This is a genomic window from Methylobacterium sp. 391_Methyba4 (genome assembly GCF_029691625.1).
In the GTDB taxonomy this organism is placed as follows: domain Bacteria; phylum Pseudomonadota; class Alphaproteobacteria; order Rhizobiales; family Beijerinckiaceae; genus Methylobacterium; species Methylobacterium fujisawaense.
In genome coordinates, this window is sequence record NZ_CP121475.1 from 2,538,324 (window position 1) to 2,562,114 (window position 23,791).

General features: G+C 71.5%; 27 protein-coding genes and 1 pseudogene. 13 read left to right on the top strand and 15 right to left on the bottom strand.

Annotated elements, in window-relative coordinates:
- Window positions 1–186: 186 nt before the first annotated feature.
- The 5 genes from P9K36_RS11760 to P9K36_RS11780 form a co-directional block, all read right to left on the bottom strand.
- Entirely contained in the window at window positions 187–468 is a 282-nt protein-coding gene (locus P9K36_RS11760; protein ID WP_051976039.1) for a DUF333 domain-containing protein, read from the bottom strand.
- Between the two features lie 14 nt (window positions 469–482).
- Window positions 483–1,301, bottom strand: a complete 819-nt coding sequence (gene panB / locus P9K36_RS11765; protein WP_043355852.1) for a 3-methyl-2-oxobutanoate hydroxymethyltransferase — start codon at window positions 1,299–1,301, stop codon at window positions 483–485.
- A gap of 180 nt (window positions 1,302–1,481) precedes the next feature.
- Window positions 1,482–2,078 carry a rhodanese-like domain-containing protein gene (locus P9K36_RS11770; RefSeq protein WP_043355854.1) on the bottom strand — a complete coding sequence of 199 codons (597 nt, stop codon included), beginning with the start codon at window positions 2,076–2,078 and terminating at the stop codon, window positions 1,482–1,484.
- A gap of 2 nt (window positions 2,079–2,080) precedes the next feature.
- A complete protein-coding gene (locus P9K36_RS11775; protein ID WP_051976038.1) occupies window positions 2,081–2,920 on the bottom strand; it encodes a quinoprotein dehydrogenase-associated SoxYZ-like carrier in 840 nt (279 codons plus the stop codon).
- 42 nt (window positions 2,921–2,962) lie between these two features.
- The gene (locus P9K36_RS11780) at window positions 2,963–3,931 is read right to left on the bottom strand and encodes a quinoprotein relay system zinc metallohydrolase 2 (RefSeq protein ID WP_051976037.1); all 969 of its coding nucleotides are present in this window, start codon (window positions 3,929–3,931) and stop codon (window positions 2,963–2,965) included.
- 126 nt (window positions 3,932–4,057) lie between these two features.
- On the opposite strand from P9K36_RS11780, the gene P9K36_RS11785 reads away from it, so the two are divergent.
- Window positions 4,058–4,624: a TetR/AcrR family transcriptional regulator gene (locus tag P9K36_RS11785; RefSeq protein ID WP_043381993.1), complete on the top strand. Its 567-nt coding sequence runs from the start codon at window positions 4,058–4,060 to the stop codon at window positions 4,622–4,624.
- Here the strand turns inward: P9K36_RS11785 and queC are convergent.
- The 4 genes from queC to P9K36_RS11805 form a co-directional block, all read right to left on the bottom strand.
- Window positions 4,611–5,330, bottom strand: coding sequence for a 7-cyano-7-deazaguanine synthase QueC (gene queC / locus P9K36_RS11790; protein WP_043355856.1), 720 nt, complete (start codon window positions 5,328–5,330; stop codon window positions 4,611–4,613). The two genes, P9K36_RS11785 and queC, sit on opposite strands and share 14 nt — an antisense overlap.
- On the bottom strand, window positions 5,320–5,676 hold the full coding sequence (queD, locus tag P9K36_RS11795) for a 6-carboxytetrahydropterin synthase QueD (protein ID WP_278307108.1): 357 nt from the start codon (window positions 5,674–5,676) through the stop codon (window positions 5,320–5,322). The genes queC and queD overlap by 11 nt, the downstream gene beginning before the upstream one ends.
- Before the next feature lie 136 nt (window positions 5,677–5,812).
- Window positions 5,813–6,778, bottom strand: coding sequence for a dihydrodipicolinate synthase family protein (locus P9K36_RS11800; RefSeq protein WP_043355863.1), 966 nt, complete (start codon window positions 6,776–6,778; stop codon window positions 5,813–5,815).
- 103 nt (window positions 6,779–6,881) lie between these two features.
- Window positions 6,882–7,559 carry a GntR family transcriptional regulator gene (locus P9K36_RS11805; protein ID WP_043381987.1) on the bottom strand — a complete coding sequence of 226 codons (678 nt, stop codon included), beginning with the start codon at window positions 7,557–7,559 and terminating at the stop codon, window positions 6,882–6,884.
- A 117-nt stretch (window positions 7,560–7,676) separates the two neighbouring features.
- Between P9K36_RS11805 and P9K36_RS11810 the strand changes: the two genes are divergently transcribed.
- On the top strand, window positions 7,677–9,269 hold the full coding sequence (locus P9K36_RS11810) for an ABC transporter substrate-binding protein (protein WP_043757181.1): 1,593 nt from the start codon (window positions 7,677–7,679) through the stop codon (window positions 9,267–9,269).
- 32 nt (window positions 9,270–9,301) lie between these two features.
- Here the strand turns inward: P9K36_RS11810 and cobT are convergent, their stop codons facing one another.
- The gene (gene cobT, locus P9K36_RS11815; RefSeq protein ID WP_170861808.1) at window positions 9,302–10,342 is read right to left on the bottom strand and encodes a nicotinate-nucleotide--dimethylbenzimidazole phosphoribosyltransferase; all 1,041 of its coding nucleotides are present in this window, start codon (window positions 10,340–10,342) and stop codon (window positions 9,302–9,304) included.
- Between the two features lie 86 nt (window positions 10,343–10,428).
- Here cobT and cobS point away from each other — a divergent pair, with 86 nt between their 5' ends.
- The 3 genes from cobS to P9K36_RS11830 are packed head-to-tail and all read left to right on the top strand — an operon-like array spanning window position 10,429 to window position 12,206.
- Window positions 10,429–11,253, top strand: coding sequence for an adenosylcobinamide-GDP ribazoletransferase (gene cobS, locus P9K36_RS11820; RefSeq protein ID WP_043757185.1), 825 nt, complete (start codon window positions 10,429–10,431; stop codon window positions 11,251–11,253).
- 51 nt (window positions 11,254–11,304) lie between these two features.
- A complete protein-coding gene (locus P9K36_RS11825) occupies window positions 11,305–11,517 on the top strand; it encodes a DUF1289 domain-containing protein (RefSeq protein ID WP_043381978.1) in 213 nt (70 codons plus the stop codon).
- The gene (locus P9K36_RS11830) at window positions 11,514–12,206 is read left to right on the top strand and encodes a TIGR02281 family clan AA aspartic protease (RefSeq protein ID WP_043355874.1); all 693 of its coding nucleotides are present in this window, start codon (window positions 11,514–11,516) and stop codon (window positions 12,204–12,206) included. Before P9K36_RS11825 ends, P9K36_RS11830 begins: the two co-directional genes overlap by 4 nt.
- A 12-nt stretch (window positions 12,207–12,218) precedes the next feature.
- Here P9K36_RS11830 and dusA read toward each other — a convergent pair whose 3' ends face one another.
- Window positions 12,219–13,181 (bottom strand): tRNA dihydrouridine(20/20a) synthase DusA, encoded by a 963-nt coding sequence (gene dusA, locus P9K36_RS11835; RefSeq protein WP_043381972.1) that lies wholly within the window; start codon window positions 13,179–13,181, stop codon window positions 12,219–12,221.
- 499 nt (window positions 13,182–13,680) lie between these two features.
- Here dusA and P9K36_RS11840 point away from each other — a divergent pair, with 499 nt between their 5' ends.
- Window positions 13,681–15,312 (top strand): cache domain-containing protein, encoded by a 1,632-nt coding sequence (locus P9K36_RS11840; protein ID WP_083683417.1) that lies wholly within the window; start codon window positions 13,681–13,683, stop codon window positions 15,310–15,312.
- A 57-nt stretch (window positions 15,313–15,369) separates the two neighbouring features.
- Here P9K36_RS11840 and P9K36_RS11845 read toward each other — a convergent pair whose 3' ends face one another.
- Window positions 15,370–16,245, bottom strand: coding sequence for an SDR family oxidoreductase (locus P9K36_RS11845; protein ID WP_043757189.1), 876 nt, complete (start codon window positions 16,243–16,245; stop codon window positions 15,370–15,372).
- Window positions 16,246–16,540: 295 nt separating this feature from the next.
- Between P9K36_RS11845 and P9K36_RS11850 the strand changes: the two genes are divergently transcribed.
- The 3 genes from P9K36_RS11850 to P9K36_RS11860 all read left to right on the top strand — a co-directional run bounded on the left by P9K36_RS11850 (window position 16,541) and on the right by P9K36_RS11860 (window position 17,530).
- Entirely contained in the window at window positions 16,541–16,711 is a 171-nt protein-coding gene (locus P9K36_RS11850) for a hypothetical protein (RefSeq protein ID WP_278307109.1), read from the top strand.
- 13 nt (window positions 16,712–16,724) lie between these two features.
- On the top strand, window positions 16,725–16,940 hold the full coding sequence (locus P9K36_RS11855) for a hypothetical protein (RefSeq protein WP_043757194.1): 216 nt from the start codon (window positions 16,725–16,727) through the stop codon (window positions 16,938–16,940).
- Window positions 16,941–17,104: 164 nt separating this feature from the next.
- A complete protein-coding gene (locus P9K36_RS11860; RefSeq protein ID WP_043757197.1) occupies window positions 17,105–17,530 on the top strand; it encodes a GFA family protein in 426 nt (141 codons plus the stop codon).
- Between the two features lie 106 nt (window positions 17,531–17,636).
- On the opposite strand, the gene P9K36_RS11865 is transcribed toward P9K36_RS11860, so the two are convergent.
- Window positions 17,637–18,302, bottom strand: coding sequence for an urease accessory protein UreE (locus tag P9K36_RS11865; protein WP_278307110.1), 666 nt, complete (start codon window positions 18,300–18,302; stop codon window positions 17,637–17,639).
- A 244-nt stretch (window positions 18,303–18,546) separates the two neighbouring features.
- Here P9K36_RS11865 and P9K36_RS11870 point away from each other — a divergent pair, with 244 nt between their 5' ends.
- The 3 genes from P9K36_RS11870 to P9K36_RS11880 all read left to right on the top strand — a co-directional run bounded on the left by P9K36_RS11870 (window position 18,547) and on the right by P9K36_RS11880 (window position 20,465).
- Window positions 18,547–18,816, top strand: coding sequence for a hypothetical protein (locus P9K36_RS11870; protein ID WP_043347377.1), 270 nt, complete (start codon window positions 18,547–18,549; stop codon window positions 18,814–18,816).
- Between the two features lie 156 nt (window positions 18,817–18,972).
- On the top strand, window positions 18,973–19,713 hold the full coding sequence (locus tag P9K36_RS11875) for a TerB family tellurite resistance protein (protein WP_043757203.1): 741 nt from the start codon (window positions 18,973–18,975) through the stop codon (window positions 19,711–19,713).
- Entirely contained in the window at window positions 19,710–20,465 is a 756-nt protein-coding gene (locus P9K36_RS11880) for an N-acetylmuramoyl-L-alanine amidase (protein WP_043757206.1), read from the top strand. Before P9K36_RS11875 ends, P9K36_RS11880 begins: the two co-directional genes overlap by 4 nt.
- A gap of 17 nt (window positions 20,466–20,482) precedes the next feature.
- On the opposite strand, the gene P9K36_RS11885 is transcribed toward P9K36_RS11880, so the two are convergent.
- Entirely contained in the window at window positions 20,483–21,517 is a 1,035-nt protein-coding gene (locus P9K36_RS11885; protein ID WP_043761125.1) for a TerC family protein, read from the bottom strand.
- Between the two features lie 268 nt (window positions 21,518–21,785).
- On the opposite strand from P9K36_RS11885, the pseudogene P9K36_RS11890 reads away from it, so the two are divergent.
- A pseudogene (locus tag P9K36_RS11890) lies at window positions 21,786–21,899 on the top strand (methyl-accepting chemotaxis protein); the annotation flags it as partial.
- Between the two features lie 173 nt (window positions 21,900–22,072).
- On the opposite strand, the gene P9K36_RS11895 reads toward P9K36_RS11890, so the two are convergent.
- On the bottom strand, window positions 22,073–23,620 hold the full coding sequence (locus tag P9K36_RS11895; protein WP_043757209.1) for an MDR family MFS transporter: 1,548 nt from the start codon (window positions 23,618–23,620) through the stop codon (window positions 22,073–22,075).
- Between the last annotated feature and the right edge of the window lie 171 nt (window positions 23,621–23,791).

The window sequence follows — 23,791 nt, forward strand, 5'->3', positions numbered from 1 at the left end:
CGCCGGCATGGCCCCAGGCGAGGCCGTGGCGACCGTACGCGCTGGTCCAGCGTTGGTCGCCCCGTCTCGGATTCTCACCGCAGGTGTGGTCGTCGGCCGGTACAGACCGCGCCCGCGCCGGCCGTCACGGCATCCTCGAACGGGCGCGGCGCGTTCGGGATTCGCATGCGCCCGCGCGTGGCCGGGCTATCGGAACGGGTTGTCGTCGGCCGGGGGCTTCACGCCATGGAGCATCCGGTAGAGCGTCCATTCCTCGACGATCTTGTTGCCCGGCAGGGAGCAGAGCCCGATCGCGCCCCCATCCGGCAGCTTCGCGATGATCGACCGTCCCCCCATCGTTGCGCAGAAGGCGGAGGCCGGGTTTTCCAGCGCCTGCGCCGGTCCCGGTCGGGCGATGGCGGCGCACAGCGCGAAGGCGATGACGAGCCTCTCGGCGCGACCGCCCGACGGCAGGATCGGAGGGGACATCGGCCGCCCCTGCCCTACCCGTAGGTGTGGTCGTCGGCCGGGAACCGCCCGGCCCGGACCTCCTCCGCGTAGGCTTTCACGGCCTCCTCGATATGGTTGCGCAGGCTGCCGAACTGGCGCACGAATTTCGGCGTCCGCTCGGACAGGCCGAGCATGTCCTCCAGCACGAGGATCTGGCCGTCGCAGACCGCGGAGGCGCCGATGCCGATCGTGGCGGCCGTCACCCGGGGCGAGGTCGCGATGGCGCGGGCCACCGGCTCGACGATGCCCTCCAGCACGATCGCGAAGGCGCCGGCCTCGGAGATGGCGCGGGCATCCTCCAGAAGGCGGCGCTCGTCGTCGGGCCCCCGGCCCTGGACCTTGAAGCCGCCCATCGTGTTCACAGCCTGCGGGGTGAGGCCGATATGCCCCATCACCGGTACGCCGCGCTGGACCAGGAACGCCACCGTCTCGGCGAAATGGGCTCCGCCCTCCATCTTGATCGCGCCCGCGCCCGTCTCTTTCAGCACCCGGGACGCGTTGAGGAACGCCTGTTCCCGGCTGGCCTCGTAGGAGCCGAACGGCATGTCGACCACGACGAGCGCCTTCTCGGTGCCGCGGATCACCGCCTGGGCCTGGAGGATCATCATCTCCAGGGTCACGGGGATCGTCGATTCCATCCCGTGCATGACCATGCCGAGGGAATCGCCCACGAGGATGAAGTCGCAATAGGGATCGACGATGCCGGCCGTGTGGGCGTGGTAGGCGGTCAGCGCGGTGATCTTGCGCCCCTCGGCCTTGCGCTTGCCGATATCGATCGCCCGGAGCCGTCGGGACTGCACGACCTGCGACATGATTCAGATCCCTTCCGGCACCGAGGGCAAGCGCCGGTCCCCTCTCCCGTGCGGGAGTGGGACAGGATGAGGGGGTGACTCGTCCGGAAAGACCTGTTCCCTCACCCCAACCCTCTCCCGCTCGGGAGAGGGGGCGCGTCCCGTTTCATGCGTCCCTCTTACACCGCCCGGCGCCGCGGGTCAGCGCCCCGCCTGTGGCTCGGCGCCCGCCTTCCAGGCCGGATCGACCTGCAGGTTCGCGGTCTCGTGCGTCTCCTGCCAGCCCTCGACGCCCTGGGGGAACCAGCGCACGCCGGTATAGCCCTTCAGGATGAGGCGCTTGGCGGCGTTCCAGCTGCCCCAGCACTCCACGTGGCAGAACACCACCACCGGGCGGGCCTTGTCGCCGCCCGTCAGCGCGGCGACCCGGTCGTAGAACAGCGCCTCGCGCGCGGGCGCCAGGGGCTCGGCGCCGGCCTCCGGCATCCAGACGGCCCCCGGAATCGAGGGATGCACCGGAAGCCACAACCGTCCCTCCGGGAAGTTCGACGGTTTGCGGTCCGGGGCAGCCACGTCGATCAGCACCGGCTTGTCGGGGCCCGCCATCAGGGCCGCGACGGCGTCGGCATCGACCACCGTCGCCCCTTTCAGGGTCTGTGGCGTGTAGCCCTTCGGCGGGCCGGCATAGAGCCCCTCCGGCTCGGGGACGTTGACCGGCGAATCGGCCGGCGCGGCGGCGAGGCAGAGGAGTGCGGCACAGGCCGCCGCGGCCCGGCCGGTCAGGAGGAGGCGCCGCATGGTCAGTTCGTCGGGCCCGGCGGGGTGAAGCTGTGCTGCCAGCGCCCGCCCTGGTTGTCGGAAGCCGCCACCTGGATCGGCTTGCCGTCCGGCTTGAAGGCGAAGTTGATCACCGGGTTCGAGGCGATGGAGATGTCGCCCGTCATGGTGAAGACCGTCCGGTCGCCCGCCGAGACGGTGAGCTTGTCGATGTAGCGCGCCGGCGTGTAGTCGCGGGTCACCTGGTTCATCTGCATGCCCGAGAAATTCGGGTGGCGGATCATCAGCGTCGCCTCCACGGGCTTGCCGGGCTGGGTCTCGGCGAACTTCATGCGCATGTCGCCCATGCCCTTCATGGCCTCCTCGTCGCTCATGCCCATCGGGGCCGAACAGCCGCCGGACGCCTTCACGAACTGCTTGGCCTCGTAGAGCTTGCCGTCCTGCGTCTCCACCACGGCGTGCATGTCGGTGTAGTTGTTGACCCGCACGCGCAGCTTCAACTCGGCCGGGTCGGCGGCCGGGCCGAACTCGAACTTGGCCGCGTAGGGCGCCGGGTTGTCGTCGATGATCAGCGAGACCGCCTTGATCTGCCCGTCGTTGGGCATGGTCAGGGTGATCGGCACCAGGGCGGCGTCGAGCGCCCGGGCGGGGGCGTCGATCTTCACGAGGCTGTCGGTCTGGGCGATCTGGCGGTCGCCGAAGATCGACTTGGCGATCTCCTGCCAGCGGGCCGCCCGCTCCTGATCGGTATCGGAGGCGCCCGCCGCCTGCGCAGCGTGGACGAGGGGGCCGGACAGGGCGGTCGCCGCCAGGGCGGCGCTGAGGGCGAGGGTGGAGAGGGTCTTTCCGATCCGGTGGGTCATGGCGTGCCTCCCGTTGTCATCCGATATGGGGAACCGAAAATCCTATTCCCACTCGAGTTCCTGATAGGCCACGGTGACGTTGCGGCCGTTGTAGGTCTCGAACAGCGCCCACTGGTCCCGCTGGTCCGCGGCGACGCGCGTCACCGCCTTCTCGATGGGAACGTCCTTGGCGATCGCAGCCCGGGTCCCGTCGCGGAGGGCGGTCAGGTAGCCGGTAAGGTCGGACAGCGCCGGGGCGAGATCCACCGCGACGGGGCCGTGGCCCGGCACCGCCCGTGAGGCGCCCATGGCCTTCAGGCGCTCGATCTCGCTCAGCCAGCCCTTGAGGCTGCCGTCGAGGGACGGGATCCGGTTCACGAACAGCAGGTCGGCGGGGAACAGCAGGCCGCTGCCGGAATCGATCATCGACAGGTCCGAGGTGGTGTGCGCCGGCCCGTGCGCCGTGAAGGTCAGGCGCCGGTCGCCGAGGTCGATCTCGGCCGTGTCGGCCACGCTCATCGTCGGGTAGACCACCGGCCCGGTCCGGTCCTCGCCCAGGAGATCGATCAGGCGCTTGCGGTAGAACTCGCCCCGGGCCGAGAGCGCCTCGGTGAGCTTGGCGTGGCCGATGAAGACCGGCTTGTCCTGGACGAACGCCCCCGCGCCGAAGACGTGGTCGGGATGGACATGGGTCAGCACGACGTGGGTGATCGGCTTCTGCGTGCGCTTGACGATCTCGGCGCGCAGCCACTGGCCGTCCGCGAGGCTGCCGCCGGATTCCGTCACCAGCACGCCGCTCTTGCCGATGAGGAAGCCGATATTGGCGATGGCGTCCGCATTGTCGGAGGTTGCGTCGGCGATCAGGCCCTTGCGCACGAACACGCCCGGGCCGACCTCCTCCATCGTGAAGCTCTCGGCGGCGCGGCCCAGCGTCGGCAGGCAGCACAGGCAGAGCCCCGCGAAGAGCGCGTGCCGCCGCGTCAGCCCGGCGCCGGCGGCGAACGTCCTCGGATGGACGGCGGATGCCGTCATGCCGAAACCTCCCGATCTTGATTGTCTACCATTAAGTAGGTAGATTGCTCCTCCGTCAAGGGGTGCGCCGCGATCGGGATCGCGGCCGGCCCCACATTCGCGTGAGCCGGAGCGACGATCGCCGCGATGAGGGATACCCGCGCCGAGCTGCTGATGCAGGCCGAGACCCTGGTGCGGGGACGCGGCTATGCCGGCTTCAGCTACGCCGACCTCGCGGCGGCGGTGGGCATCCGCAAGGCGAGCATCCACCACCACTTCCCCACCAAGATCGATCTCGGCGCCGCCCTGGTGGCGGCCTATGCGGCGCGCTACGCCGCCGCCCTGGAGGCGATCCGCCGGGACGTCCCGGACGGGCCGGGCCGGGTCGAGGCCTATGGCCGGCTCTATCTCGGCGGTGTCGAGCAGGGGCTCGGCTGCCTGTGCGCGGCGCTCGCCATCGAGGGCGAGGCCCTGCCCGAGCGCCTGCGCCGGGACATCGCGGCCTTCTTTGCGGATCACCTCGCGTGGCTGGAGGCGATCCTGCGGGAGGGGCAGGCGGACGGGAGCGTCCGCGGCGGCGCGGATCCGGCGGCGCTCGCCCGCTACGTCGTCGCCACCCTGGAGGGGGCGCTCCTGATGGAGCGCCTGTTCGCGAGCCCGGCGGCCTTCCGGGGGACGCTGGCGGTCCTGGTGGACGGGCTCAGGCCGCAGTGAACCGCGCGTAGCCGTCCGCCCGGAGGCGGCAGGCCGGGCAGGTCCCGCAGCCGTAGCCCCAGGGATGCCGCTGCCCGCGCTCGCCGAGGTAGCAAGTGTGGCTCTCCTCGACGATCAGGTCGACCAACGCTCGGCCCCCCAACGTCTCGGCCAGTTCCCAGGTCTGCGCTTTGTCGAGCCACATCAGCGGCGTGTGCAGGACGAAGCGCCGCTCCATGCCGAGATTGAGCGCCACCTGCAGGGCCTTGATCGTGTCGTCGCGGCAGTCCGGGTAGCCGGAATAGTCGGTCTCGCACATCCCGCCGACCACGTGTCGGAGGCCCCGCCGGTAGGCGAGCGCCGCCGCGAAGGTCAGGAAGACGAGGTTGCGGCCGGGCACGAAGGTGTTGGGCAGGCCCGACGCCTCGTAGCCGATCGCCGCCTCCCGGGTGAGCGCCGTCTCGGACACCTGCCCGAGGGCGTCGAGGGCGAGCGTGTGGTCCGCCCCGAGGCGGGGCGCCCAGTCGGGATTGAGGTCCGTCGTGCCCGCCCGCAGGGCGGCGCGGCGGTCGAGTTCGACCCGGTGGCGCTGTCCGTAATCGAAGCCGAGGGTCTCGACATGGTCGAACCGGTCCAGCGCCCAGGCGAGGCAGGTGGCCGAATCCTGGCCGCCGGAGAACAGCACCAGCGCGGCGCGGTCCCCCGAAGGCGCGGCCTCACTCGCCATCGTACTCGGCCCAGGACATCGGGGTCTCGGCGACCCGCACCAGCGCGAGGCCCGGCAGGTCCGGCCGGAGGCGCTGCCAGATCCAGGCCGCGATGTTCTCGGCGGTCGGGTTCTCCAGCCCCTCGATCTCGTTGAGGCAATGGTGGTCGAGCCGGGCGAGCAGCGGCCCGAAGATCGACTCGATGTCGTAGAAGTCGATCACCCAGCCGGTGTTGGCATCGACCGGACCGGCCACCGTCAGCTCGACCCGGTAGGAATGCCCGTGCATCCTGTGGCAGCGGTGGGTCTCGGGCACGTTCGGCAGCCGGTGGGCCGCCTCGAAGGTGAAGGCTTGGGTGATCTTCATGGGCGGGGTTCGCGGGCTGGGACCGATCTCGCACCCGCAATAGCGCCGACGGACCGTTTCGCGCAAAGGCTGGCTGTTCCGGGGCGTGCCGCCCGCCCCCCCCCCGATGGCCGAGGAGGGCCGCCCCGGTGCAGGGTCAGGCCCGGGGGCGGTCCTCCGCGGCCTCTTCCGACCACCGGGCGTACCAGGCCTTGAACAGGCGCAGCTGCGTCTCCGCGTAGTGGCGCTGGCCGGCGCTCAGCGCGTCGGTGGCGTTGAAGTGGAGGGCGTATTCCGGGTTTCCTTCCAGCACCATGAGGTGCTTGTAGTACAGGACGAGGTCCGGCCCCTCGTCGAAGCTCGACAGGATCGCCAGTGCGGCGTCGAGCTCCTCCGCCCGGCGGCGGGCCTGGACGTCGCCCGCGGCGGCCTTCTCGCACAGGGCGACGAGGTGGAGGACCTCCCGCGGCAGGACGTTGCCGATGCCCGTGATGGCGCCCCGGGCGCCGCAATTGACGTAGCCGTGCACCACCTGCGTATCCACCCCGACCATCAGGGTGATGTCGGGCGACTGGCCGGTGATGTGCTCGGCCGCGTAGGTGAGCGAGGCCGCGCCGCCGAACTCCTTGAAGCCGACGAGGTGCGGATACCGGGTGCGCAGGCGGAAGAACAGGTCCGCCCGGGTCTCGAACCCATAATAGGGGCTGTTGTAGATCACCGACGGCAGGTCGACCGCCGCCTCGAGGATGCCGGAGAAATGGGCTTCCTGCGCCGCGGCCGCGCTCCCCCGCGACAGGACCCGCGGGATGATCATCAGGCCCTGGGCGCCGGCCGCCTTGGCGTGGGCGGCGAGCGCCGCCGCCCGCTTCGGGTTCTGGGCCCCGGTCCCGACGATGACCGGGACGCCGGCCGCCAGCAGCCGCTCGACGCCCGCCATCCGCTCCTCGTCGGTGAGCAGCGGCCAGTCACCCATCGAGCCGCAATAGACCACCGCCGACATCCCCGCGGCGACGAGGTCCTTCCCCTTCCGCGCCAGGGCGTCGAGATCGGGTGTCCGGTCCGGCCGGCAGGGGGTCATCAGGGCCGGGATCGTGCCGGAGAAGATGTGTCGGTCGAAGGCCATCGCCGGCTCGTCTGCTGGGAGGAGAATCGCCCCGGCCGGCCTGTCGGGCCTCGCGGGGTGGCGCCCCTCTTCATGGCAGCGACGCGCGATTCTGGCAAGGATTTTATACAATCTCGCGCTTGGTGGGGGTCGCCGAGGCGTCGCCCAGGAAGGCCATCAGCGCGGACGCGACGTGGTCGATATGGTCGGTCAGGAGGGCGCAGGCCGCCGAGACGTGGCCGTTGCGGCAGAGCCGGACGATCTCGCGGTGCTCGCGGTCGGCCCGTTCCAGCTCGGCATTGTCCGTCGAGAGCTGCAGGCGCGTGTAGCGGTCGCACTCGGCCAGGAGGGAGCCGACGAGAGCGAGGGCGCGGGGCCGCTCGGCCCGGCTGTAGAGGAGGAGGTGCAGCTCCGTGTTGAGGGCGCCCCAGAGCGCCGTCGCGCCGTCGCGCAACGCCGCGGCGTAATCCTCCAGCAGGGCGTCGGCCCGGGCGTAATCGTCGGCGGTCAGGTTGGGCGCCGACAGGGACAGGAGGCGGGGCTCGAGGGCGCCCCGGAGTTCCAGGGCCTCGGCCGCGTCCGCCGGCGAGAGCGGCGCCACCATGGCGCCGCGATGGGGCAGGATCCGCACGAGGCCCTCGGCCTCGAGCTGGAACAGGGCTTCCCGCACCGGGATCCGGCTGGCCCCGAACTCCGCCGCGAGCCCGTCCTGGCGGAGCTGCGAGCCGGCCGGATAGCGCCCGTCGAGGATGCGTCGCCGGATCTCGGTCCCGATCGAACCCGCGATGGTCCGGTTCTTCATCGTCTCGCTCCCGGTCGCCCCCGGGAGCTCCGCAGGACCCTTGACGGCGGAGCTCCGGTGTTGAAATTGTATAAAATCAATCGGGCAACGGGCTCGATCAGGACAAGGGTGCCCGCGATGAAGCTCTCCCGTCGCCAGCTTCTGGCCGGAACCGCAGGCGCGGCCGCCGGCCTCGGCCTCCCGCACCTGGTCCGGGCCCAGCCCGGCGGCGGCAGCGTGCTGCGCTTCATCCCGTCGACGCCCCTGCCGTCCCTCGATCCGATCGTCGCCACGAGCTACGTCATCCGCAACCACGGCTATCTCGTCTACGACACGCTGTTCGCCACCGACGAGAATTTCCGGATCCAGCCGCAGATGGTCCGCGAGTGGCAGACCGCGCCCGACGGCCTGCGCTGGACCTTCCATCTCCGCGACGGTCTCACCTTCCATGACGGCTCCCCCGTCGAGGCCAAGGACTGCATCGCGTCCATCGCGCGCTGGTCCAAGCGCGACGCCTTCGGTCAGACCCTGGCGGGATTCGTGGCGGAATACGGCCAGGAGGACGCCCGGACCTTCACGATCAGCCTGAAGCAGCCCTTCCCCCTGCTCCCGGCGGCGTTGGGCAAGCTGTCCTCCAACGTGCCCTTCATCATGCCGGAGCGCATCGCCCTTCAGGACGCGTCCAAGCCGATCGCCGACGCCATGGGGTCCGGGCCCTGGCGGTTCGAGGCGCGGGAATGGATTCCCGGCCAGAACGCGATCTACACCCGCCACGCCGGCTACCGGCCCCGCGAGGAGGCGCCCTCCTGGGCGGCCGGCGGCAAGGTCGCCAAGGTCGACCGGATCGAGTGGCTGGCCATCACCGAGGCCTCGGCGGCGGTGGGCGCGATGATCCAGGGGGCGGTGGACTGGTACGAGCAGCCGGCGATCGATCTGATCCCCGTCCTGAAGGGCAAGCCCGGGATCGAGATCCGCAACGTGCCGCTCGGGCTGATCCTGCTGATGCGGTTCAACCACACGCAGCCGCCGTTCAACAATCCCGAGATCCGCCGGGCCGTGATGATGGCCATGCAGCAGGACGACTACATGCAGGCGGTGGTCGGCAGCCCAGAATACTACCGGGAGGCCAAGACCTTCTTCACGCCGGGCTCGCCGATGTCGACCGGTGCCGGCGGGGCCGCCGCCATGCAGGGGGACCTCGCCAAGGCCAAGGCGATGCTGGCCAAGGCCGGCTACAAGGGCGAGCGCGTGGTGCTGCTGGCCCCGGCCGACCAGCCGATCGCCTACAACCAGTCGCTCGTGACCCAGGATCTGCTCAAGCAGCTCGGGATGACTGTCGATCTGGTCTCCACCGACTGGGGCAGCTTCATCGCCCGCCGCGGCAACCGCGGGCCGGTCGATACCGGCGGCTGGTCGTTGTTCCACACGCTCTGGTCGGGGGCCGACGTCCTGAACCCGGCGCTCCACCCGCTGATCCGGGCCAACGGTCAGGCCGCGTGGTTCGGCTGGCCGGACGACCCGACGCTCGAGACCCTGCGCAGCGAGTGGATCGCCACGAGCGACGAGGCGCAGCAGAAGGCGCTGGCCGCCCGCATCGAGGAGCGCGCCTTCGCGGTCGTGCCCTACGCCCCTGCGGGCCTCGTGCAGCAGCCGATGGCCGTGAGTTCGAAGCTCAAGGGCATGGTGATGGCGCCCGTGCAGTTCTTCTGGAACATCGAGAAGACCGCCTGAGCCTGGAGGGTCGAAGCGCCCGCGGGGCGGTCCTAGCCCGCCCCTTTCTCGGACACACCGGCCTGCGCGAAGGTCGCCATGCCGGTGTGGCAGGCGAGCGCGCCCTTCAGCAGGCCCATCGCCATGCCGGCGCCCGAGGCCTCGCCGAGGCGCATGCCGAGCGCCAGCAGCGGCACCAGACCGAGCCGCTCCAGCACCTCCGCGTGGACGCCCTCCGCCGAGACGTGGCCGGCGAGGCAATGGTCGAGGGCGCTCGGATCGGCGGCGTGGAGCACGGCCGCGGCGGCGGTGGCCACGTAGCCGTCGATCACCACCGGGATGCGCTGGAGCCTGGCGGCCAGGATCGCCCCCGCCATGGCGGCGATCTCCCGGCCGCCGAGGCGCGCCAGGACCTGGAGCGGGTCGTCGAGATGGCCGGCATGGTGGGCGAGCGCCGCCTCCACGGCCGCGACCTTCCGGGACAGGCCGTCCCGGTCGACGCCGGTGCCGCGCCCGACCCAGTGGGCGGGATCGCCGCCGAACAGGGCGGCGTAGAGGGCGGCCGCCACGGTGGTGTTGCCGATGCCCATCTCGCCGATGCCGAGGCAGTCGGTACCGGCGGCCACCGCCTCCATGCCGAACGCCATGGTGGCCACTGTGGCGCGCTCGTCGAGGGCCGGCGCTTCCGTGATGTCGCCGGTGGGCATGTCGAGGGCGAGGTCGAACACCTTGAAGCCGAGGCCGTAGGCCGCGCAGATCTGGTTGATCGCCCCGCCCCCGGCGGCGAAATTGTCGAGCATCTGCCGGTTGACCGCGTCCGGGAAGGCCGAGACGCCGCGGCGCGTGACCCCGTGGCTGCCGGCGAAGACGCAGACCAGCGGCCGGTCGAAGCTCGGGGGCGCCTTACCCTGCCATGCCGCCAGCCACGTCACGAGGCTCTCCAGCCGCCCCAGCGAGCCCGCGGGCTTCGTCAGGGTCGCGTCCCGGGCGGCGACCGCGGCCTTCGCCTCCGCGTCGGGGCCCGGCATCGCCTTCAGCAGGTTGCGGATGTCGTCGAAGGGACCGGGTTCGGGAGCGGTCATCGGGTCGGTCATGGCGGCGATGATTTCCTGTGGGCGCCCCCGGACGGGGAGACTATAATGGACCGGCGCGCGGTGGCGGGCGGATGCGAGAGACCGCGATGAACAGGCAGACCGGCGGGGAGGCCGACTGGCCCGGGCGCGGCGCCCTCTACGACCTCGCCGGGTGCCTGCGCTTCTACTCCCGCCTGCCGGTGCCGCAACTGCCCGGCGAGCCGGACCCGCATCGCAGCCCCGACTTCACCACCCTGCCCCGGATGCTGCCGCTGGCCGGCCTGATCCTGGCCCTGCCCGCGGCCCTGGTCCTGGCCGGCGGCTGGTGGATCGGGCTCGGGCCGTTCCTGGCCGCGACGCTCGCCATCGCCATACTGGTGGTGGCCACGGGCGCCCTGCACGAGGACGGGCTCGCCGACGTCGCCGACGGGTTCGGCGGCGGCACCACCCGGGAGCGCCGCCTGGAGATCATGCGCGACAGCCGGATCGGCGCCTACGGGGGCGCGGCCCTGGTCCTGGCCCTGGCCCTGCGGATCGGCGCCCTGGCCACGCTCCTCGACCGGACCGGGTACGCCGCCGTCACCGGCCTGATCCTGGCCGCCGCCCTGTCGCGGGTCGCCGCCCTCGCCCCGATGGTGCTGCTGGAGCCGGCCCGGCCCGGCGGGCTCGCCGCCGCAGTGGGGCGCCCGGACCGGGCGAGCCTCGCCACCGCCCTCGGCCTCGGTGCGATGCTGGCCCTCGGCGCCGTGCCGCTCGGCCTGCCGTTCGGCGGCGTCGTGTCGATGATCCTGTGCGCCGGCCTCGCGGCTTTGGCCCTGACCCGGCTCGCCCGCGCCAGGATCGGGGGGCAGACCGGGGACGTGATCGGCGCCTGCCAGCAGGTCGCGGAGATCGCCGCGCTGCTGGCCCTGGTGGCGGCTTGGGCGGAGTGAGGACGCCAACGCGTCTTGACCCGGCCACGATCCCCCGCCCAAGGTTTCCCGATGCCGCCCGCGCCAAAACCCTCCTCGCCCTGCACCAAGGTCTGCGTGCTCGACGCCCCGACCGGATTGTGCTGCGGCTGCGGGCGGACCCGCGACGAGATCGCCGCCTGGGGGGCGCTGTCGGAGATGCAGCGCCGCACCGTCATGGCGGGGCTCGAAGCCCGGATGCGGGCCGCCGGCCTCACGCCTCTGGAAGCGCCGCTGCCGTCATGATCTATCTCGGCCTCGCCGCCCTCGCCCTGGTGGCCGTCGCCCTGGTCCTCAGCGACGGCAGCGACAGCGTCGGCGGCGTGATCGGGCCCGATCAGCTCGCCAACCTCGCCTGGACCGGCACGATCCTGCTCCTGGTGGTGGCCGGATTCTGGCGGCAATTCACGGCGCGGCTCGGCGCGAACCTGCAGGCGCTCCTGGCCTGGGGGCTGATCGGCCTCGCCCTCGTGATCGGCTACAGCTACCGCGACCGGATCCAGGATGTCGGCGCCCGGGTGCTCGGCGATCTCCGGCCGGGGAGTGCGACCCCGGGCGCCGACGGGTCCGTCACCGTCACCCGGCGGGCGGACGGCGATTTCCGCGTCGATGCCGAGGTGAACGGCCGGGTGCAGCCCTTCCTGTTCGACACCGGGGCGAGCAGCGTCGTGCTCACCGCCGAGAACGCCGCCGCCCTCGGCCTCACCCCCGCGCCCGCCGATTTCACCGCCCGCGTCTCCACCGCCAACGGCATCACCTACGCGGCGCCGACCCAGCTCGACTCGCTCAGCGTCGGCACGATCACCGAGCGGCGGGTCAACGCCATGGTGGCCAAGCCCGGCGCGCTCTCCGCGAACCTCCTCGGCCAGACCTTCCTGTCGCGGCTGTCCGGCTACGAGGTGCGGGGCGACCGCCTGATCCTGCGGCGTCCCTGACCGGGCCGCCGCTCAGGCCGCGCGGGCTTCTTCGGGCGCCGCGCGGGAGACCAGCGCCACCGCCTCCCGCAGGGTCGCGAGGTCCGCCTCCGGGCGCATGCCGTGGGTCGAGAGATGGCGTCGGTAGGCCCGCGCCCCCGGCCGGCCGTTGAACAGACCGAGCATGTGCCGCGTCACCGCGTGCAGCCGCTCGCCCCGGGCCAGGGTCGCTGCGATATAGGGCTCGAATGTCGCGATCGCCGCGAAAGCGTCGGGGGCCGGTGCCGGCACGCCGAAGAGGTCGGGATCGACACCGAGCAGCAGCGCCGGCTCGGTATAGGCGGCGCGGCCGACCATCACGCCGTCGACCTCGGCGAGCCGCGCCCGCGCGGCGTCCAGGTCGCGCAGGCCGCCATTGACCGCGATCGGCAGGCCGGGCAGCCGCTGCTTCAGCCGGGCCGCGCGTCCGTAATCGAGAGGCGGCACGTCCCGGTTCTCCTTGGGCGAGAGCCCCTGGAGCCAAGCCTTGCGCGCATGGACGATCAGCCCGTCGACGCCCGCCGCCATCACGGCGTCGGCCAGGGTGTCGAGCGCGGCCTCGGGATCCTGGTCGTCGACGCCGATCCGGCACTTCACCGTGACCGGCACGGAGACCGCCGCCTTCAGGGCGGCGACGCAGTCGCCCACAAGGGCCGGCTCGCGCATCAGGCAGGCGCCGAAGCGGCCCTCCTGCACCCGGTCCGAGGGGCAGCCGACATTGAGATTGACCTCGTCGTAGCCGAAATCCGCGGCGATCCGCGCGGCCTGCGCCAAGTCCGCCGGATCCGAGCCGCCGAGCTGGACCGCCACCGGGTGCTCGACATCCGCGAAGCCGAGCAGGCGCTCCCGCGGCCCGTGCAGCACTGCGCCGGTGGTCACCATCTCGGTGTAGAGCCGGGCGCGCGCCGAGAGGGACCGGTGGAAGGCCCGGCAATGCCGGTCCGTCCAGTCCATCATCGGGGCGACGGAAAACCGCCATCCCGCCAGTGCGCCGCGTTCGTCAGCCGCCGTCACGTTCCCTGATCCGTGCTGTGACCCGTATCCCGCCCGCCATGCGTCCCGCCGGAGGCCGCGCGTCCGGGGTCCGGCCGATGGCGCGGGAGGGCGCCGGATACCACGGGAGGCCGCCCGGCGAAACGCCGTGCGGTGCCGGTCAGTCCGTCGCCGGCGTCGCGGCTGGCCTTTGGCTCGGTGAGGCGCGGGCTCGGTCAGGCGCGTGGTCCGGCCGGCCAGTAAATCCCTCGGCGATCGCACCATGTCGGTGAAAACCGGGCCGCAGCATGGCTCCCATGTGCGGCCGGCATGGAATCATTCCAATGTAAAGAAGATGATGGGCCGGTGCGGTGCCGTGGAGCATTTGATTCTGTCTCGCGCAGGTGCGTATTTTGCCAATTTATATTGGGAATTAACAGAAATGACTATCGGGAAAAAGGTCTTCTATATTATAGGCGGGATAATGTTGGCATTCATATCGATCGTGGGTGTGCAGGTCTCCTCCATCGGCGGAGTGATGATGGACGGCCGCAAGGCCGCCATCCGCGCCCAGGTCGAGTCGGCCCACAGCATCGTGGCGACGTTTGCCAAGCAGGCGGAGGCCGGCGCGATGACGGCCGACGAGGCGCGGCGGCGCGCTGCCGACGCGCTGCGGGCGATGCGCTACAACGGTGGCGACTACGTCTTCGTCTATAGCTCGACCCCGGGCGATATCGGCCGCAACGTCGTGCATCCCGATCCCAAGATCGAGGGCACGCGGTCCCGCGACGACGCGGCGATGAAGAAGACCTTCGTCTGGACGATGATCCGGCACGCTCAGGAGGGCGGCGGCTTCACCGAGTACCGTTGGGCCCGCCTCGGTGAGACCGAGCCCGCGCCGAAGGTCGCCTACTCGCTCGCCTACGAGCCCTGGCAATGGGTCATCAACTCCGCCCTGTACGTGGACGACATCCACGCCTTGGACCGGGCACGGATCGTCACCACCTTGCTCTGGCTGGTCCCGCTCGCCATCGGGGTCGGGGTGGTCGGGTTTCTGCTGGCACGCAGCATCACGCGCCCCCTGAGCGCGTTCACGGCCGCCCTGCGGCGGCTCGCAGGCGGCGAGATGGATGTCGCCATCCCGGGGCGCGGCCGGCGCGATGAGATCGGCCAGATGGCCGAGGCCGCCGGCGTGTTCCGGGACAGCATGATCCAGGCCCAGACTCTATCGGCCGAGCAGCGGGCCGAGCAGGAGCGGCGGCAGGAGCGCGCCCACTGGGTGGAGGCGGTGACCCGCAGCTTCGATGCCGAGGCGAGCCAGTTGCTGGCGCGGGTCGACACCGCGGCGGCCGGGATGCGGGAAGCCTGCCGGGCGATGTCGGAGACCGCCGCGGAGGCGGCGCAGCAGGCCGGCTCGGCGGCCGGGTCTGCGCAGCAGGCGGCGGCCAACGTGCAGACGGTGGCGGCCGCCACCGAGGAGCTGTCCGCCTCGATCGGGGAGATCAGCGGCCAGGTCGCCAAGTCGGCCGAGATCGCCGGTCAGGCGGTGACGGAGGCGGAGCGGACCGACCGGCAGATCCGCGGGCTCGCCGGGGCCGCGGAGAAGATCGGGGAGGTCGTGCGGATCATCTCGGCGATCGCCGAGCAGACGAACCTCCTGGCGCTCAACGCGACCATCGAGGCGGCGCGGGCCGGCGAGTCGGGGCGGGGTTTCGCGGTGGTCGCCGCCGAGGTGAAGGGGCTGGCCGGACAGACCGCGAAGGCCACCGAGGAGATCACCGCGCAGATCGCCGCGATCCAGGGCGAGACCATGGAGGCCGTCAACGCGGTGCACGCCATCGGCGGCACGGTCGACACGATGAACGCCATCGCCAGCGCGATCGCGGCGGCGGTCGAGCAGCAGCGGGTCGCCACGGGGCACATCTCGCAGAACATCGACCAGGCCGCCCAGGGCACCGATTCGGTGAGCCAGAACGTGGTCTCGGCCTCATCGGCCGCGGAGGCGACGCAACGCGTGGCCGGGGAGGTCGGCGCGGCGGCCGGCGACGTCTGCCGCAGCGCCGAGGCCCTGCGGTCCGAGGTCATGCGCTTCCTCGCCGAGATGCGGGCCGCCTGAGTGCGCGGTCGCGTCGGATGGGCACCACCGTGGCGGATGCCCGTCCGACGCGGCGCGTCAGAGCACCGGCATGGCTCCCGCCACCGTGACGAGCGCACCCGACGTGTAGCTGCTCTCCTCCGAGGCCAGCATCACGTAGGCCGAGGCGAGTTCGGCCGGTTGTCCGGGGCGGCCGAACGGCACTTGGCTGCCGAAGGATTTCACCGAATCCTGGCTCATCCCGGAGGGAATGAACGGCGTCCAGATCGGCCCGGGCAGCACGCCGTTCACGCGCACGCCCGTTTCGGCGAGCAGCTGGGCGAGGCTCAGCACCATGTTGCTCAGCGCACCCTTGGTGGCGCTGTAGGCGAGGAGCGACGGCATCGGATGCTTGGAATTCACCGAGGAGGTGAAGATCACCGAGGCGCCGGGTTTCAGATGGGCGAGGGCCGCCTTGGTCACGTAGAACGCCCCGAACACGTTGGTGCGGAAATGATCCTCGAACACGGCGTCGTCGATTCCGGCGAGGTCCGCGTTCGGCTGCTGGAACGCGCCGTTGTTGACCAGCACGTCGAGGCGCCCGAACGTCTCCACCGTGCGGGCGACGATCTGGCGCCCGTAGGCGGCGTCCTTGAGGTCGCCCGGCAGGAGCAGCGCGCGCCGTCCCGCCTTCTCGATCCACTGGGCGACCGCCTCCGCGTCGGCCTGCTCGTCCGGCAGGTAGGAGATGGCGACGTCCGCACCCTCCCGGGCGAAGGCGATGGCGACCGCGCGGCCGATGCCGGAATCGCCGCCGGTGATCAGCGCCGCCTGGCCGGTCAGCTTGCCCGAGCCCTTGTAGCTCGTCTCGCCATGGTCGGGTTCCGGCTCCATGCGCCCGGTCTTGCCGGGGAAGCTCTGGGGCTGCGCCGCGAAGGGCGGGCGGGGATACTTGTGCAGCGGATTCGTGGTCACGCGTCGTCTCCGGTGGGGGTGCCGGTCCAACCGCACGGCCTCCCGGGTGTTCCGGCGCCGCGGCGCCGCGCCCCCGTCCGGCCCCGCCCCGCCGGTGCAACACGAGTCCGTCTGCCCGCGATGGGCCGACACAGGTCAGCAACAGGCGTTCGTCAATCTCGCTCCGAGGAGGTCCCGCCATGATCGAGGTTCAGCCGGAGGATCGGGTCGCCCGCGTGATCGATCGCGTCCTGCTCTACGCAGCGATGCTCTCGCTCACCTTCGGCTTGGCCACGGGCCTGTGGGGCCTGCTGCAGTGAGCCCGCCCCGGGATGGGGACCCGGGACAGGGATCCAAGGGGCGGATCACGGTCCGGCCCGGCCGCAAATCCCTGCGGCGGTCCGGACGCGACTACACCGCCGTGGCGCTGATCGGGGCGGGGCTGACGGTGCTCGTGCTCGCGCTGCTTCTGGTCGGGATCCCGTGAGCGGACGCCGGCGATGCTGCTGAACCGCGCCGTCGTCGCGGCGCTGATCGTCGCGGTCGCGGCCTTCCTGCTGTACCTCGCGGCGCTCGCCCGCGCGGCGCTGTCGCCCAACGAGTCCTATGCGGCCAGCATCGGCCTCACCCTCGACCAGTGCGTGGCCGCCCAGGACGGCCTGTCCGCCGAGGCGGCGCGCCTGTACTGCCGCAGGCCCGTGCCGAAACGCCTGTGACCGGCAGGGCTCCCGGCCTCCCGGAGGCACAGCGTGAGTTTTCCTGATACGCCGCGTGACGACTTGGCGATTGTTCGCATGGCGCCCGAAACCTAGACTTCGGGGCGCCGACCGGATCTGTCGCCGAGCCGGATCGCAGGAAATCGCACGGAAGGCCCAGCACCATGGCGGACGATGCGACGATCCGGTCCGGCCGCTGCCATTGCGGGGCCGTGCGCTTCGAGGCGGCCCTCGGCGACGATCTCGCGTCGATCCGCCGGTGCACCTGCTCCTACTGCCGCATGCGCGGCGCCGTCGTCGCCATGGCGCGGCCGGGCGGGGTGAGGATCCTGCAGGGTGCGGAGGCGCTGACGACCTACCGGTTCCATACCGGGGCGGCGCAGCATTTCTTCTGTTCCCGCTGCGGCGTCTGCACGCATCATCAGCGGCGGTCGGACCCGAACGTCCACGCGGTCAACGTGGCCTGCCTGGACGGGGTCAGCCCCTTCGACTTTCCGGAGGTCCCGGTGATGGACGGCGTCAATCACACGAACGACACCGGCCAGCCCACGCGGCGCGCCGGCACGCTGCGCTTCGTCCCGGCGGAGTGACGGCGGCGGGCCGTCCGCGTTCCGGCGCCGGCGCAGGATTCCTGACCGGTCCTGCCTGACCGCCCCGGTCCCCGAGCGCCGCTCCGGGCCGGGCCGGGCTCAAACGCTAGTGATCGTGGCCGCAGCCGCAGCCCGGACCATGCACGTGGCCGTGATCGTGGGCATGATCATGGCCGTGCTTCTGGTGCCCGTGCTCGTGATCGTGGCTGTGATCGTGGCTGTGGCCATGGTCGTGCGCGTGATCGTGATCATGCCCGTGACCGTGACCGTGACCGTGATGATCATGGTCGTGATGAGCGTGGGCATGATGATCGTGCCCGTGATCGTGCCCGCAGGTGCTGTGATCGTGGGCGGCGTGCTCGGGCCGGAAGGCGCGGGAGACCGGGGTCGCGACGCAGCCCTGCCCGCGGACCAGCTCGGCCGCAGCGGGTGTCGCCGGCACGTAGAGCACGTCCGCGCCGATCTCGGCATCCACGTGGCTGCCGCCGAGCTGCCAGGCCAGGCGCAGCAGGCGGGCCGGATTCTCGGCGCGCACCTCCAAGAGATCCTCGGCGGCCGCCCGCACCGCGACGAGCCGGCCGTCGTCGAGGCGCAAGGCGTCGCCGTCCTCGAGCGCCGCCGCCTTGGTGAGCGCGACGTCGAAGCCGAGACCGCCCTCGGCGACCAGGGGTCCCGTGACGGCATCCCGGGCCGCGCGGTCGAGGGTCACCGTGTCGGCGACGCGGTCGGCGCGCACCGCGGCCCGGCGGACGATCGTGGTGGCTGTCGGCATGGGACCCTCGGACATGGTGCCGGACTGATGCCGGACGTGGTGCCGGATAGGGGGCTACGGCATCCCGGCCGGAGCACCGCCTCGGAACCGTGGCATAGGGCGAGACGGGAACCCGACGCAACTCGTCTCGCGGCCGATGGAACCTTAGCCGTATGGCCGGCATTCCTTTCCTGCTAAGCTCGACGCGATCCGCAACGATCACGGCCACCGGCCGGACCGGATTCACAAGGGAGTTCTGGGGACCATGAAGAAGCTGACGGCAGCCGCCCTCGCCACCATCGCCGCCCTCTCGCTCGCCGGCTGCAACACCCCGGAAGACCGGGCTCTGGGCGGTGCGGGCCTCGGCGCCCTGACCGGTGCGGCGATCGGTGCGGCGGCCACCGGCCGCGCGGGCGGTGCCCTGGCGGGTGCCGCGATCGGCGGCGCCGGCGGTGCCATCGTGGGCGCCTCGACCGCGCCGCGCTGCCCCTACGGCACCTATCGCGACGCCTACGGCAACGTCTACTGCCGCTAAGCGAGACTGAGCTGGGCGGGCCGGGCGCGTCCCGGCCCTTCCTCGCGGCGTGCGGAGGGTCTATCCCGTCGCTCGGCCGGGCCTGTCCCGGTGCCGGAACCCCGCCGCCCCGATGACAGAGCCGAGCCGAGGATCAGCGCCGAGACCGGGCCGCCCATGAGCCAGGCGACCAAGTCTCAGGGCGTCTGGGGGAAGCTCGGCGGTGCCGGCATCGGCCTCGCGATCGGCGGTCCGCTCGGGGCCCTGATCGGAGGGGTCGCGGGCCATTTCCTGCTGGACCGGCTCGGCGCACCCTTCGGGCGGACGCCGCGCGACGTCGTGTTCACCACCGGACTCGTGGCGCTCGCCGCCAAGATGGCGAAATCCGACGGCGTCGTGCTGCCGTCTGAGGTCGAAGCCTTCGGCCGGGTGATTCAGGTTGAACCGTCCGCGCGGGCGGGCGTGGAGCGCCTGTTCGATCTCGCCAAGAAGACCACGAACGGCTTCGAGGCCTACGCGCACCAGCTGGCGACCACCTTCGGCGACGAGCCGGCGCTGCTGGAGGACGTGCTCGACGGCCTGTTCCAGATCGCCGGCGCCGACGGGGCCCTCCACGAGGCCGAGGAGCGCTACCTGCGCGCGGTATCGGGGATCTTCGGCTTCGATGAGGTGGCGTTCCGGCGCATCGCCGCCCGGCACGTGCGGCTCCCGGACGATCCCTACGGCGTCCTCGGGCTCGACCGGGAGGCGGACGATGCCGCCGTGAAGGCGCGCCACCGCGCGCTGGTCGCCGAGCACCACCCGGATCGGGCGCTCGCCCGCGGCCTGCCGACGGAGGCGGTGGCCATCGCCACGCGGCGCCTCGCCGCGATCAACGCGGCCTACGACCGGATCGCGCAGGAGCGCGGGCTGCGGTGAGCCTCATCCCCGATACGCCCCTCGCCCGCCGCGTCGCGCCCTCGCCGAACCACGGAGCCCGGCGCGCGGGGCCGCTCGACATGCTGGTCCTGCATTACACCGGCATGGACAGCGGGGCCGCCGCGCTGGCGCGGCTGCGCGACCCGCTGAGCGAGGTCTCGGCCCACTATCTCGTGTTCGAAGATGGCGGCATCGTCCAGATGGTGCCGGAGGCCCGCCGGGCCTGGCATGCCGGCGCCGGGGCCTGGAAGGGCGAGACCGATATCAATTCCCGCTCCATCGGGATCGAGATCGTCCATCCGGGCCATGCCGGCGGCCTGCCGTCCTACCCGGACGCGCAGATCGAAGCGGTGATCGCCCTGGCCCGGGACATCATCGGCCGCTGGCCGATCCCGCCGGAGCGGGTGCTCGGCCATTCCGACATCGCACCCGAACGCAAGGAGGATCCGGGCGAGACCTTCCCCTGGAGCCGGCTCGCGGCGGCGGGGGTGGGCCATTACGTGCCCCCGGCCCGCCTCCAGGACGGCCGGTTCTTCGCGCGGGGCGATGCCGGCCAGCCCGTCGAGGCGCTGCAGGCGATGGTCGCACTCTACGGCTACGACCAGCCGGTGACCGGCCTGTTCGACGCGCGCACCCAGGCGGTGATCACCGCGTTCCAGCGTCATTTCCGTCCGGCGCGGGTGGATGGCGTAGCCGACGCCTCCACCATCACCACCCTGCGCGACCTGATCGCGGCCCTGCCGGCGGCCTGAGGACCGCCGGTCCCGCCTCAGGCGCGGTGGGCCCGGGCCTCGTGCGGAGGGACGGGATCCGCGTCCGCTTGATCCGGCGCGTCGGTCCGGGTCCGCCAGAGGCTGTAGGCGACGCCGGCCGCCAGCAGCGTCAGGGTGACCACCAGCGAGACCCATGGCGGAACCGTCACGAGCCCGAACGTGTCGGCCACCACGATCTTGGCGCCGATGAAGATCAGGATGAAGGCGAGCGCGGTCTTGAGATAAGCGAACCGGTCGACCATCGCGGCCAGGGCGAAGTAGAGGGCGCGCAGGCCCAGGATCGCGAAGATGTTGGAGGTGTAGACCACGAACGTGTCGGTGGTGATTGCGAAGATCGCCGGCACGCTGTCGACCGCGAAGATCACGTCGGCGCCGTTCACCAGCACCAGGGCGAGGGCCAGCGGCGTGAAGTACAGGGCGACCCGGCCGGTCTTCGGATCGGTCTTGCGGACCGTGAAACGCTGGCCGTGCAGCTCCGGCGTCACCCGGAAGGTGGTCTTGAACCAGCGCACGACGGCGCTGTTCTGGAAGTCGCCCTCCTCCTCGTCGCCCGAGACGAGGATCTTCAGGCCGGCATAGATCAGGAAGGCGGCGAACAGGGACAGAACCCAGTGCACCTCGTGCACCAGCGCGGCGCCCAGTCCGATCATCAGACCGCGCAGCAGCACCGCCGCCAGGATACCCCAGAGGAGGACCCGGTGCTGGGCAGCCCGGGGGACGCCGAGCGCCGTGAGGATCATGGCGATGACGAAGACGTTGTCCATCGACAGCGACTTCTCGACCACGAGTCCGGTGACGTATTCCTCGCCGGACTGGGGACCCAGATACCACCAGATCCAGCCGCCGAAGGCCAGGCCCAGCGCGAGGTAGAAGCCGGTGAGAGCCAAGCTCTCCCGGACGCCGATCTCGTGCTCCTTGTCGCGGTGGAGGAGTCCGAGGTCGAAGGCGAGCAGGCCGGCGATCAGGAGGTGGAACCCGAGCCACATCCACAATGGCTTGCCGAGCCATTCGATGGTGAGGACGTCCATCATGCGCGGGACCTGATGCTGATTCCGGAAGGAAAGCATCGGCTCCGACATCACGGGCGCTGGGAAGCGCCCGCCAGAGGGGCCCGCAGCCGATAGGGGCGAGGTAAGCGGTGATCGGGGCGAATCAAGGGCAGGGCTGGGGATGCGGGCCTGCATCCCCCGGATGGTTCCATCGGGAATGTGCCGGTGGGCGGCGCCTGGATCGGATGTGCGGCCCGGCCGGGCCGGCTCAGTCGGCTCGGCCGCTCTCGCGGTGCGTTCGGGACGGCGTGCACCCGTACTGGAGGGGTTGAGCGGACAAGCCGCGCAGATCGGCGAGGTCGTAACCCTGATCCAGGGGATCGCCGGACAGACCAATCTGCTGGCGCTCAACGCCCCCATCGAAAAGCCGCGCGTGCGGTGTGTTGACGGGGTGGACGAGGGATCCGTTTGCCGGGCGGCACGGTCCGGATCTGCGAGAGCGTCGTCGATCGCAGCGCCACGTGCCCCGAGACGGTCTTCGCTCCGCACCGGCCAAGCACACCGGCCGAGCGACGCCGCAGCCGAGGTTCCGAACCCTCAGCCCGGGTCGCCGGTAGCCGGTTCCCCGCCCATCCGCGGCGATGCGCGTTCGCGCAGGGGTCGCTCCTCCATCAGCGCCAGGAACGTGAAGGCGCCCAGCAGGCCGAGGCAGGCGGCCAGGAAGACGAAACGGAAGGTCAGGGCGAGCTGCGCCGGGTCCGCGCCGCGGATCAGGCTCTCCACGTCGTGGCCTCCTGTCCCGCTCCCTGCCCCGCCTGCGACGCCGCCGAGTACGATCGTGCCGAAAGCCGCCACGATCAGCGCCCCGCCGAGCGACCGGAAGAAGTTCATCGCGGCGGTGGCGATCCCGAGCTGGTGCGGTTCCACCGCGTTCTGGATGGCGATGGTGGAGAGGGGCAGGATTGTCCCGATGCCCATGGAGAGCAGCGCGAACAGCACCTCCATGAGCCAGAAGGGCAGCGCCCGGCCTTCCCAGGCGATGGTGGCGCAGCAGGCGAGGCTGAGGCTCATCATCGCCAGGGGCACGCGCTTGTAGTGCCGGAAATGCAGCATCGATCGGCCCGACAGCGTCGCGCCCGTGACGGTGCCGATCATCAGCGGCACCAGCGCCACGCCGGACTCGCTCGCCGAGAGCCCGATCACCCCTTCGAGGAAGATCGGCACATAGATGGTGAGGCCGATGAAGGTGCCCATGGCGAAGCAGGCGGCCAGCGTCGCGCTGTAGACCACCCGGTCCTTGAGCACCTCCGTGGGGATCAGCGGCTCTGACGCCGTGGCGAGCCGCGCCGCGAAACCGCCGGCCAGTACGGCCGCCCCGGCGAGGAGGGCGAGGATCGTGGGCGAGCCCCAGGGATAGCGCACGCCGCCCCAGCTCAGGGCCAGCAGGAGGGTGACAGACCCCGCGACCATCAGGGCGGCCCCGGGCCAGTCCAGCCGGTGCTGGCGGTCGTGGCGCGGCAGGCGCTTCAGGTTGGCGTTGGTCAGCGCGAAGGCGAGGATGCCGATCGGCAGGTTGATCCAGAAGATCAGCGACCAGTGCAGGTGCTGGGCGAAGAGGCCCCCGAGCAGCGGCCCCGCCACCGAGGCGGCCACGAACACGCCCGCGATCACCACCTGATAGCGGGCGCGCTCCTTGGGCGACATGATGTCGGCCAGGATGGTCTGGGAAAGCGCGATCAGCCCGCCGCCGCCGATCCCCTGGAGGCCCCGGGCCAGCGCCAGCGTCACCATCGTGGGGGCGAGCGCGCAGGCCAGCGACCCGAGCCCGAAGGTCGCGATGGCGATCAGCAGCATGATCCGCCGGCCGTGGATGTCGCTGAGCTTGCCATAGAGCGGGGTCACCGCCGTGGAGGCCAGCAGGTAGGCGGTGACGATCCAGGGGAGGTTGGCGGCGTCCCCGAGGTCGAGCCCGATGGTCGGCATGGCGGTCGCCACGATGGTCTGGTCGAGGGCCGCGAGCAGCATCGCGGTCATCAGGCCGTAGACGATCGCGCGGATCTCGCTCTGGTTGAGGCGATCTTGAGGGGCGCCGGTCTGCGCCTGTGTCTGCGCCGGGGTTCCGGTGACGGCAGCGGGGCTGGCCACGTGTCTGAGCCTCTGATCCGAGCCGTGCCGGCCGACCATCCGGTGCGAATGGGGACAGGGCGGCGAAAGGGGATGGCGGACGGCCCGCGGCCGCGGCTCGGGCCGCCGCTATCCGCGAGGCCCGGGACCAAGAAGAGCTTCCGCTCGGCCGTATCGATCCTTAGCGCAGCG

Bases quoted from the DNA above. Each gene is read 5' to 3' on its own strand.
- P9K36_RS11830 (WP_043355874.1), top strand. From the start codon at position 11,514: ATGATCTATCTCGGCCTCGCCGCCCTCGCCCTGGTGGCCGTCGCCCTG.
- P9K36_RS11805 (WP_043381987.1), bottom strand. From the start codon at position 7,559: ATGAAGAACCGGACCATCGCGGGTTCGATCGGGACCGAGATCCGGCGA.
- P9K36_RS11870 (WP_043347377.1), top strand. From the start codon at position 18,547: ATGAAGAAGCTGACGGCAGCCGCCCTCGCCACCATCGCCGCCCTCTCG.
- P9K36_RS11785 (WP_043381993.1), top strand. From the start codon at position 4,058: ATGAGGGATACCCGCGCCGAGCTGCTGATGCAGGCCGAGACCCTGGTG.
- P9K36_RS11840 (WP_083683417.1), top strand. From the start codon at position 13,681: ATGTTGGCATTCATATCGATCGTGGGTGTGCAGGTCTCCTCCATCGGC.
- queD (WP_278307108.1), bottom strand. From the start codon at position 5,676: ATGAAGATCACCCAAGCCTTCACCTTCGAGGCGGCCCACCGGCTGCCG.
- P9K36_RS11780 (WP_051976037.1), bottom strand. From the start codon at position 3,931: ATGACGGCATCCGCCGTCCATCCGAGGACGTTCGCCGCCGGCGCCGGG.
- P9K36_RS11760 (WP_051976039.1), bottom strand. From the start codon at position 468: ATGTCCCCTCCGATCCTGCCGTCGGGCGGTCGCGCCGAGAGGCTCGTC.
- P9K36_RS11770 (WP_043355854.1), bottom strand. From the start codon at position 2,078: ATGCGGCGCCTCCTCCTGACCGGCCGGGCCGCGGCGGCCTGTGCCGCA.
- P9K36_RS11885 (WP_043761125.1), bottom strand. From the start codon at position 21,517: ATGATGGACGTCCTCACCATCGAATGGCTCGGCAAGCCATTGTGGATG.
- P9K36_RS11825 (WP_043381978.1), top strand. From the start codon at position 11,305: ATGCCGCCCGCGCCAAAACCCTCCTCGCCCTGCACCAAGGTCTGCGTG.
- queC (WP_043355856.1), bottom strand. From the start codon at position 5,330: ATGGCGAGTGAGGCCGCGCCTTCGGGGGACCGCGCCGCGCTGGTGCTG.
- P9K36_RS11855 (WP_043757194.1), top strand. From the start codon at position 16,725: ATGCTGCTGAACCGCGCCGTCGTCGCGGCGCTGATCGTCGCGGTCGCG.
- dusA (WP_043381972.1), bottom strand. From the start codon at position 13,181: ATGATGGACTGGACGGACCGGCATTGCCGGGCCTTCCACCGGTCCCTC.
- P9K36_RS11875 (WP_043757203.1), top strand. From the start codon at position 18,973: ATGAGCCAGGCGACCAAGTCTCAGGGCGTCTGGGGGAAGCTCGGCGGT.
- P9K36_RS11860 (WP_043757197.1), top strand. From the start codon at position 17,105: ATGGCGGACGATGCGACGATCCGGTCCGGCCGCTGCCATTGCGGGGCC.
- cobS (WP_043757185.1), top strand. From the start codon at position 10,429: ATGAACAGGCAGACCGGCGGGGAGGCCGACTGGCCCGGGCGCGGCGCC.
- P9K36_RS11810 (WP_043757181.1), top strand. From the start codon at position 7,677: ATGAAGCTCTCCCGTCGCCAGCTTCTGGCCGGAACCGCAGGCGCGGCC.
- cobT (WP_170861808.1), bottom strand. From the start codon at position 10,342: ATGACCGACCCGATGACCGCTCCCGAACCCGGTCCCTTCGACGACATC.
- P9K36_RS11800 (WP_043355863.1), bottom strand. From the start codon at position 6,778: ATGGCCTTCGACCGACACATCTTCTCCGGCACGATCCCGGCCCTGATG.
- P9K36_RS11865 (WP_278307110.1), bottom strand. From the start codon at position 18,302: ATGCCGACAGCCACCACGATCGTCCGCCGGGCCGCGGTGCGCGCCGAC.
- panB (WP_043355852.1), bottom strand. From the start codon at position 1,301: ATGTCGCAGGTCGTGCAGTCCCGACGGCTCCGGGCGATCGATATCGGC.
- P9K36_RS11775 (WP_051976038.1), bottom strand. From the start codon at position 2,920: ATGACCCACCGGATCGGAAAGACCCTCTCCACCCTCGCCCTCAGCGCC.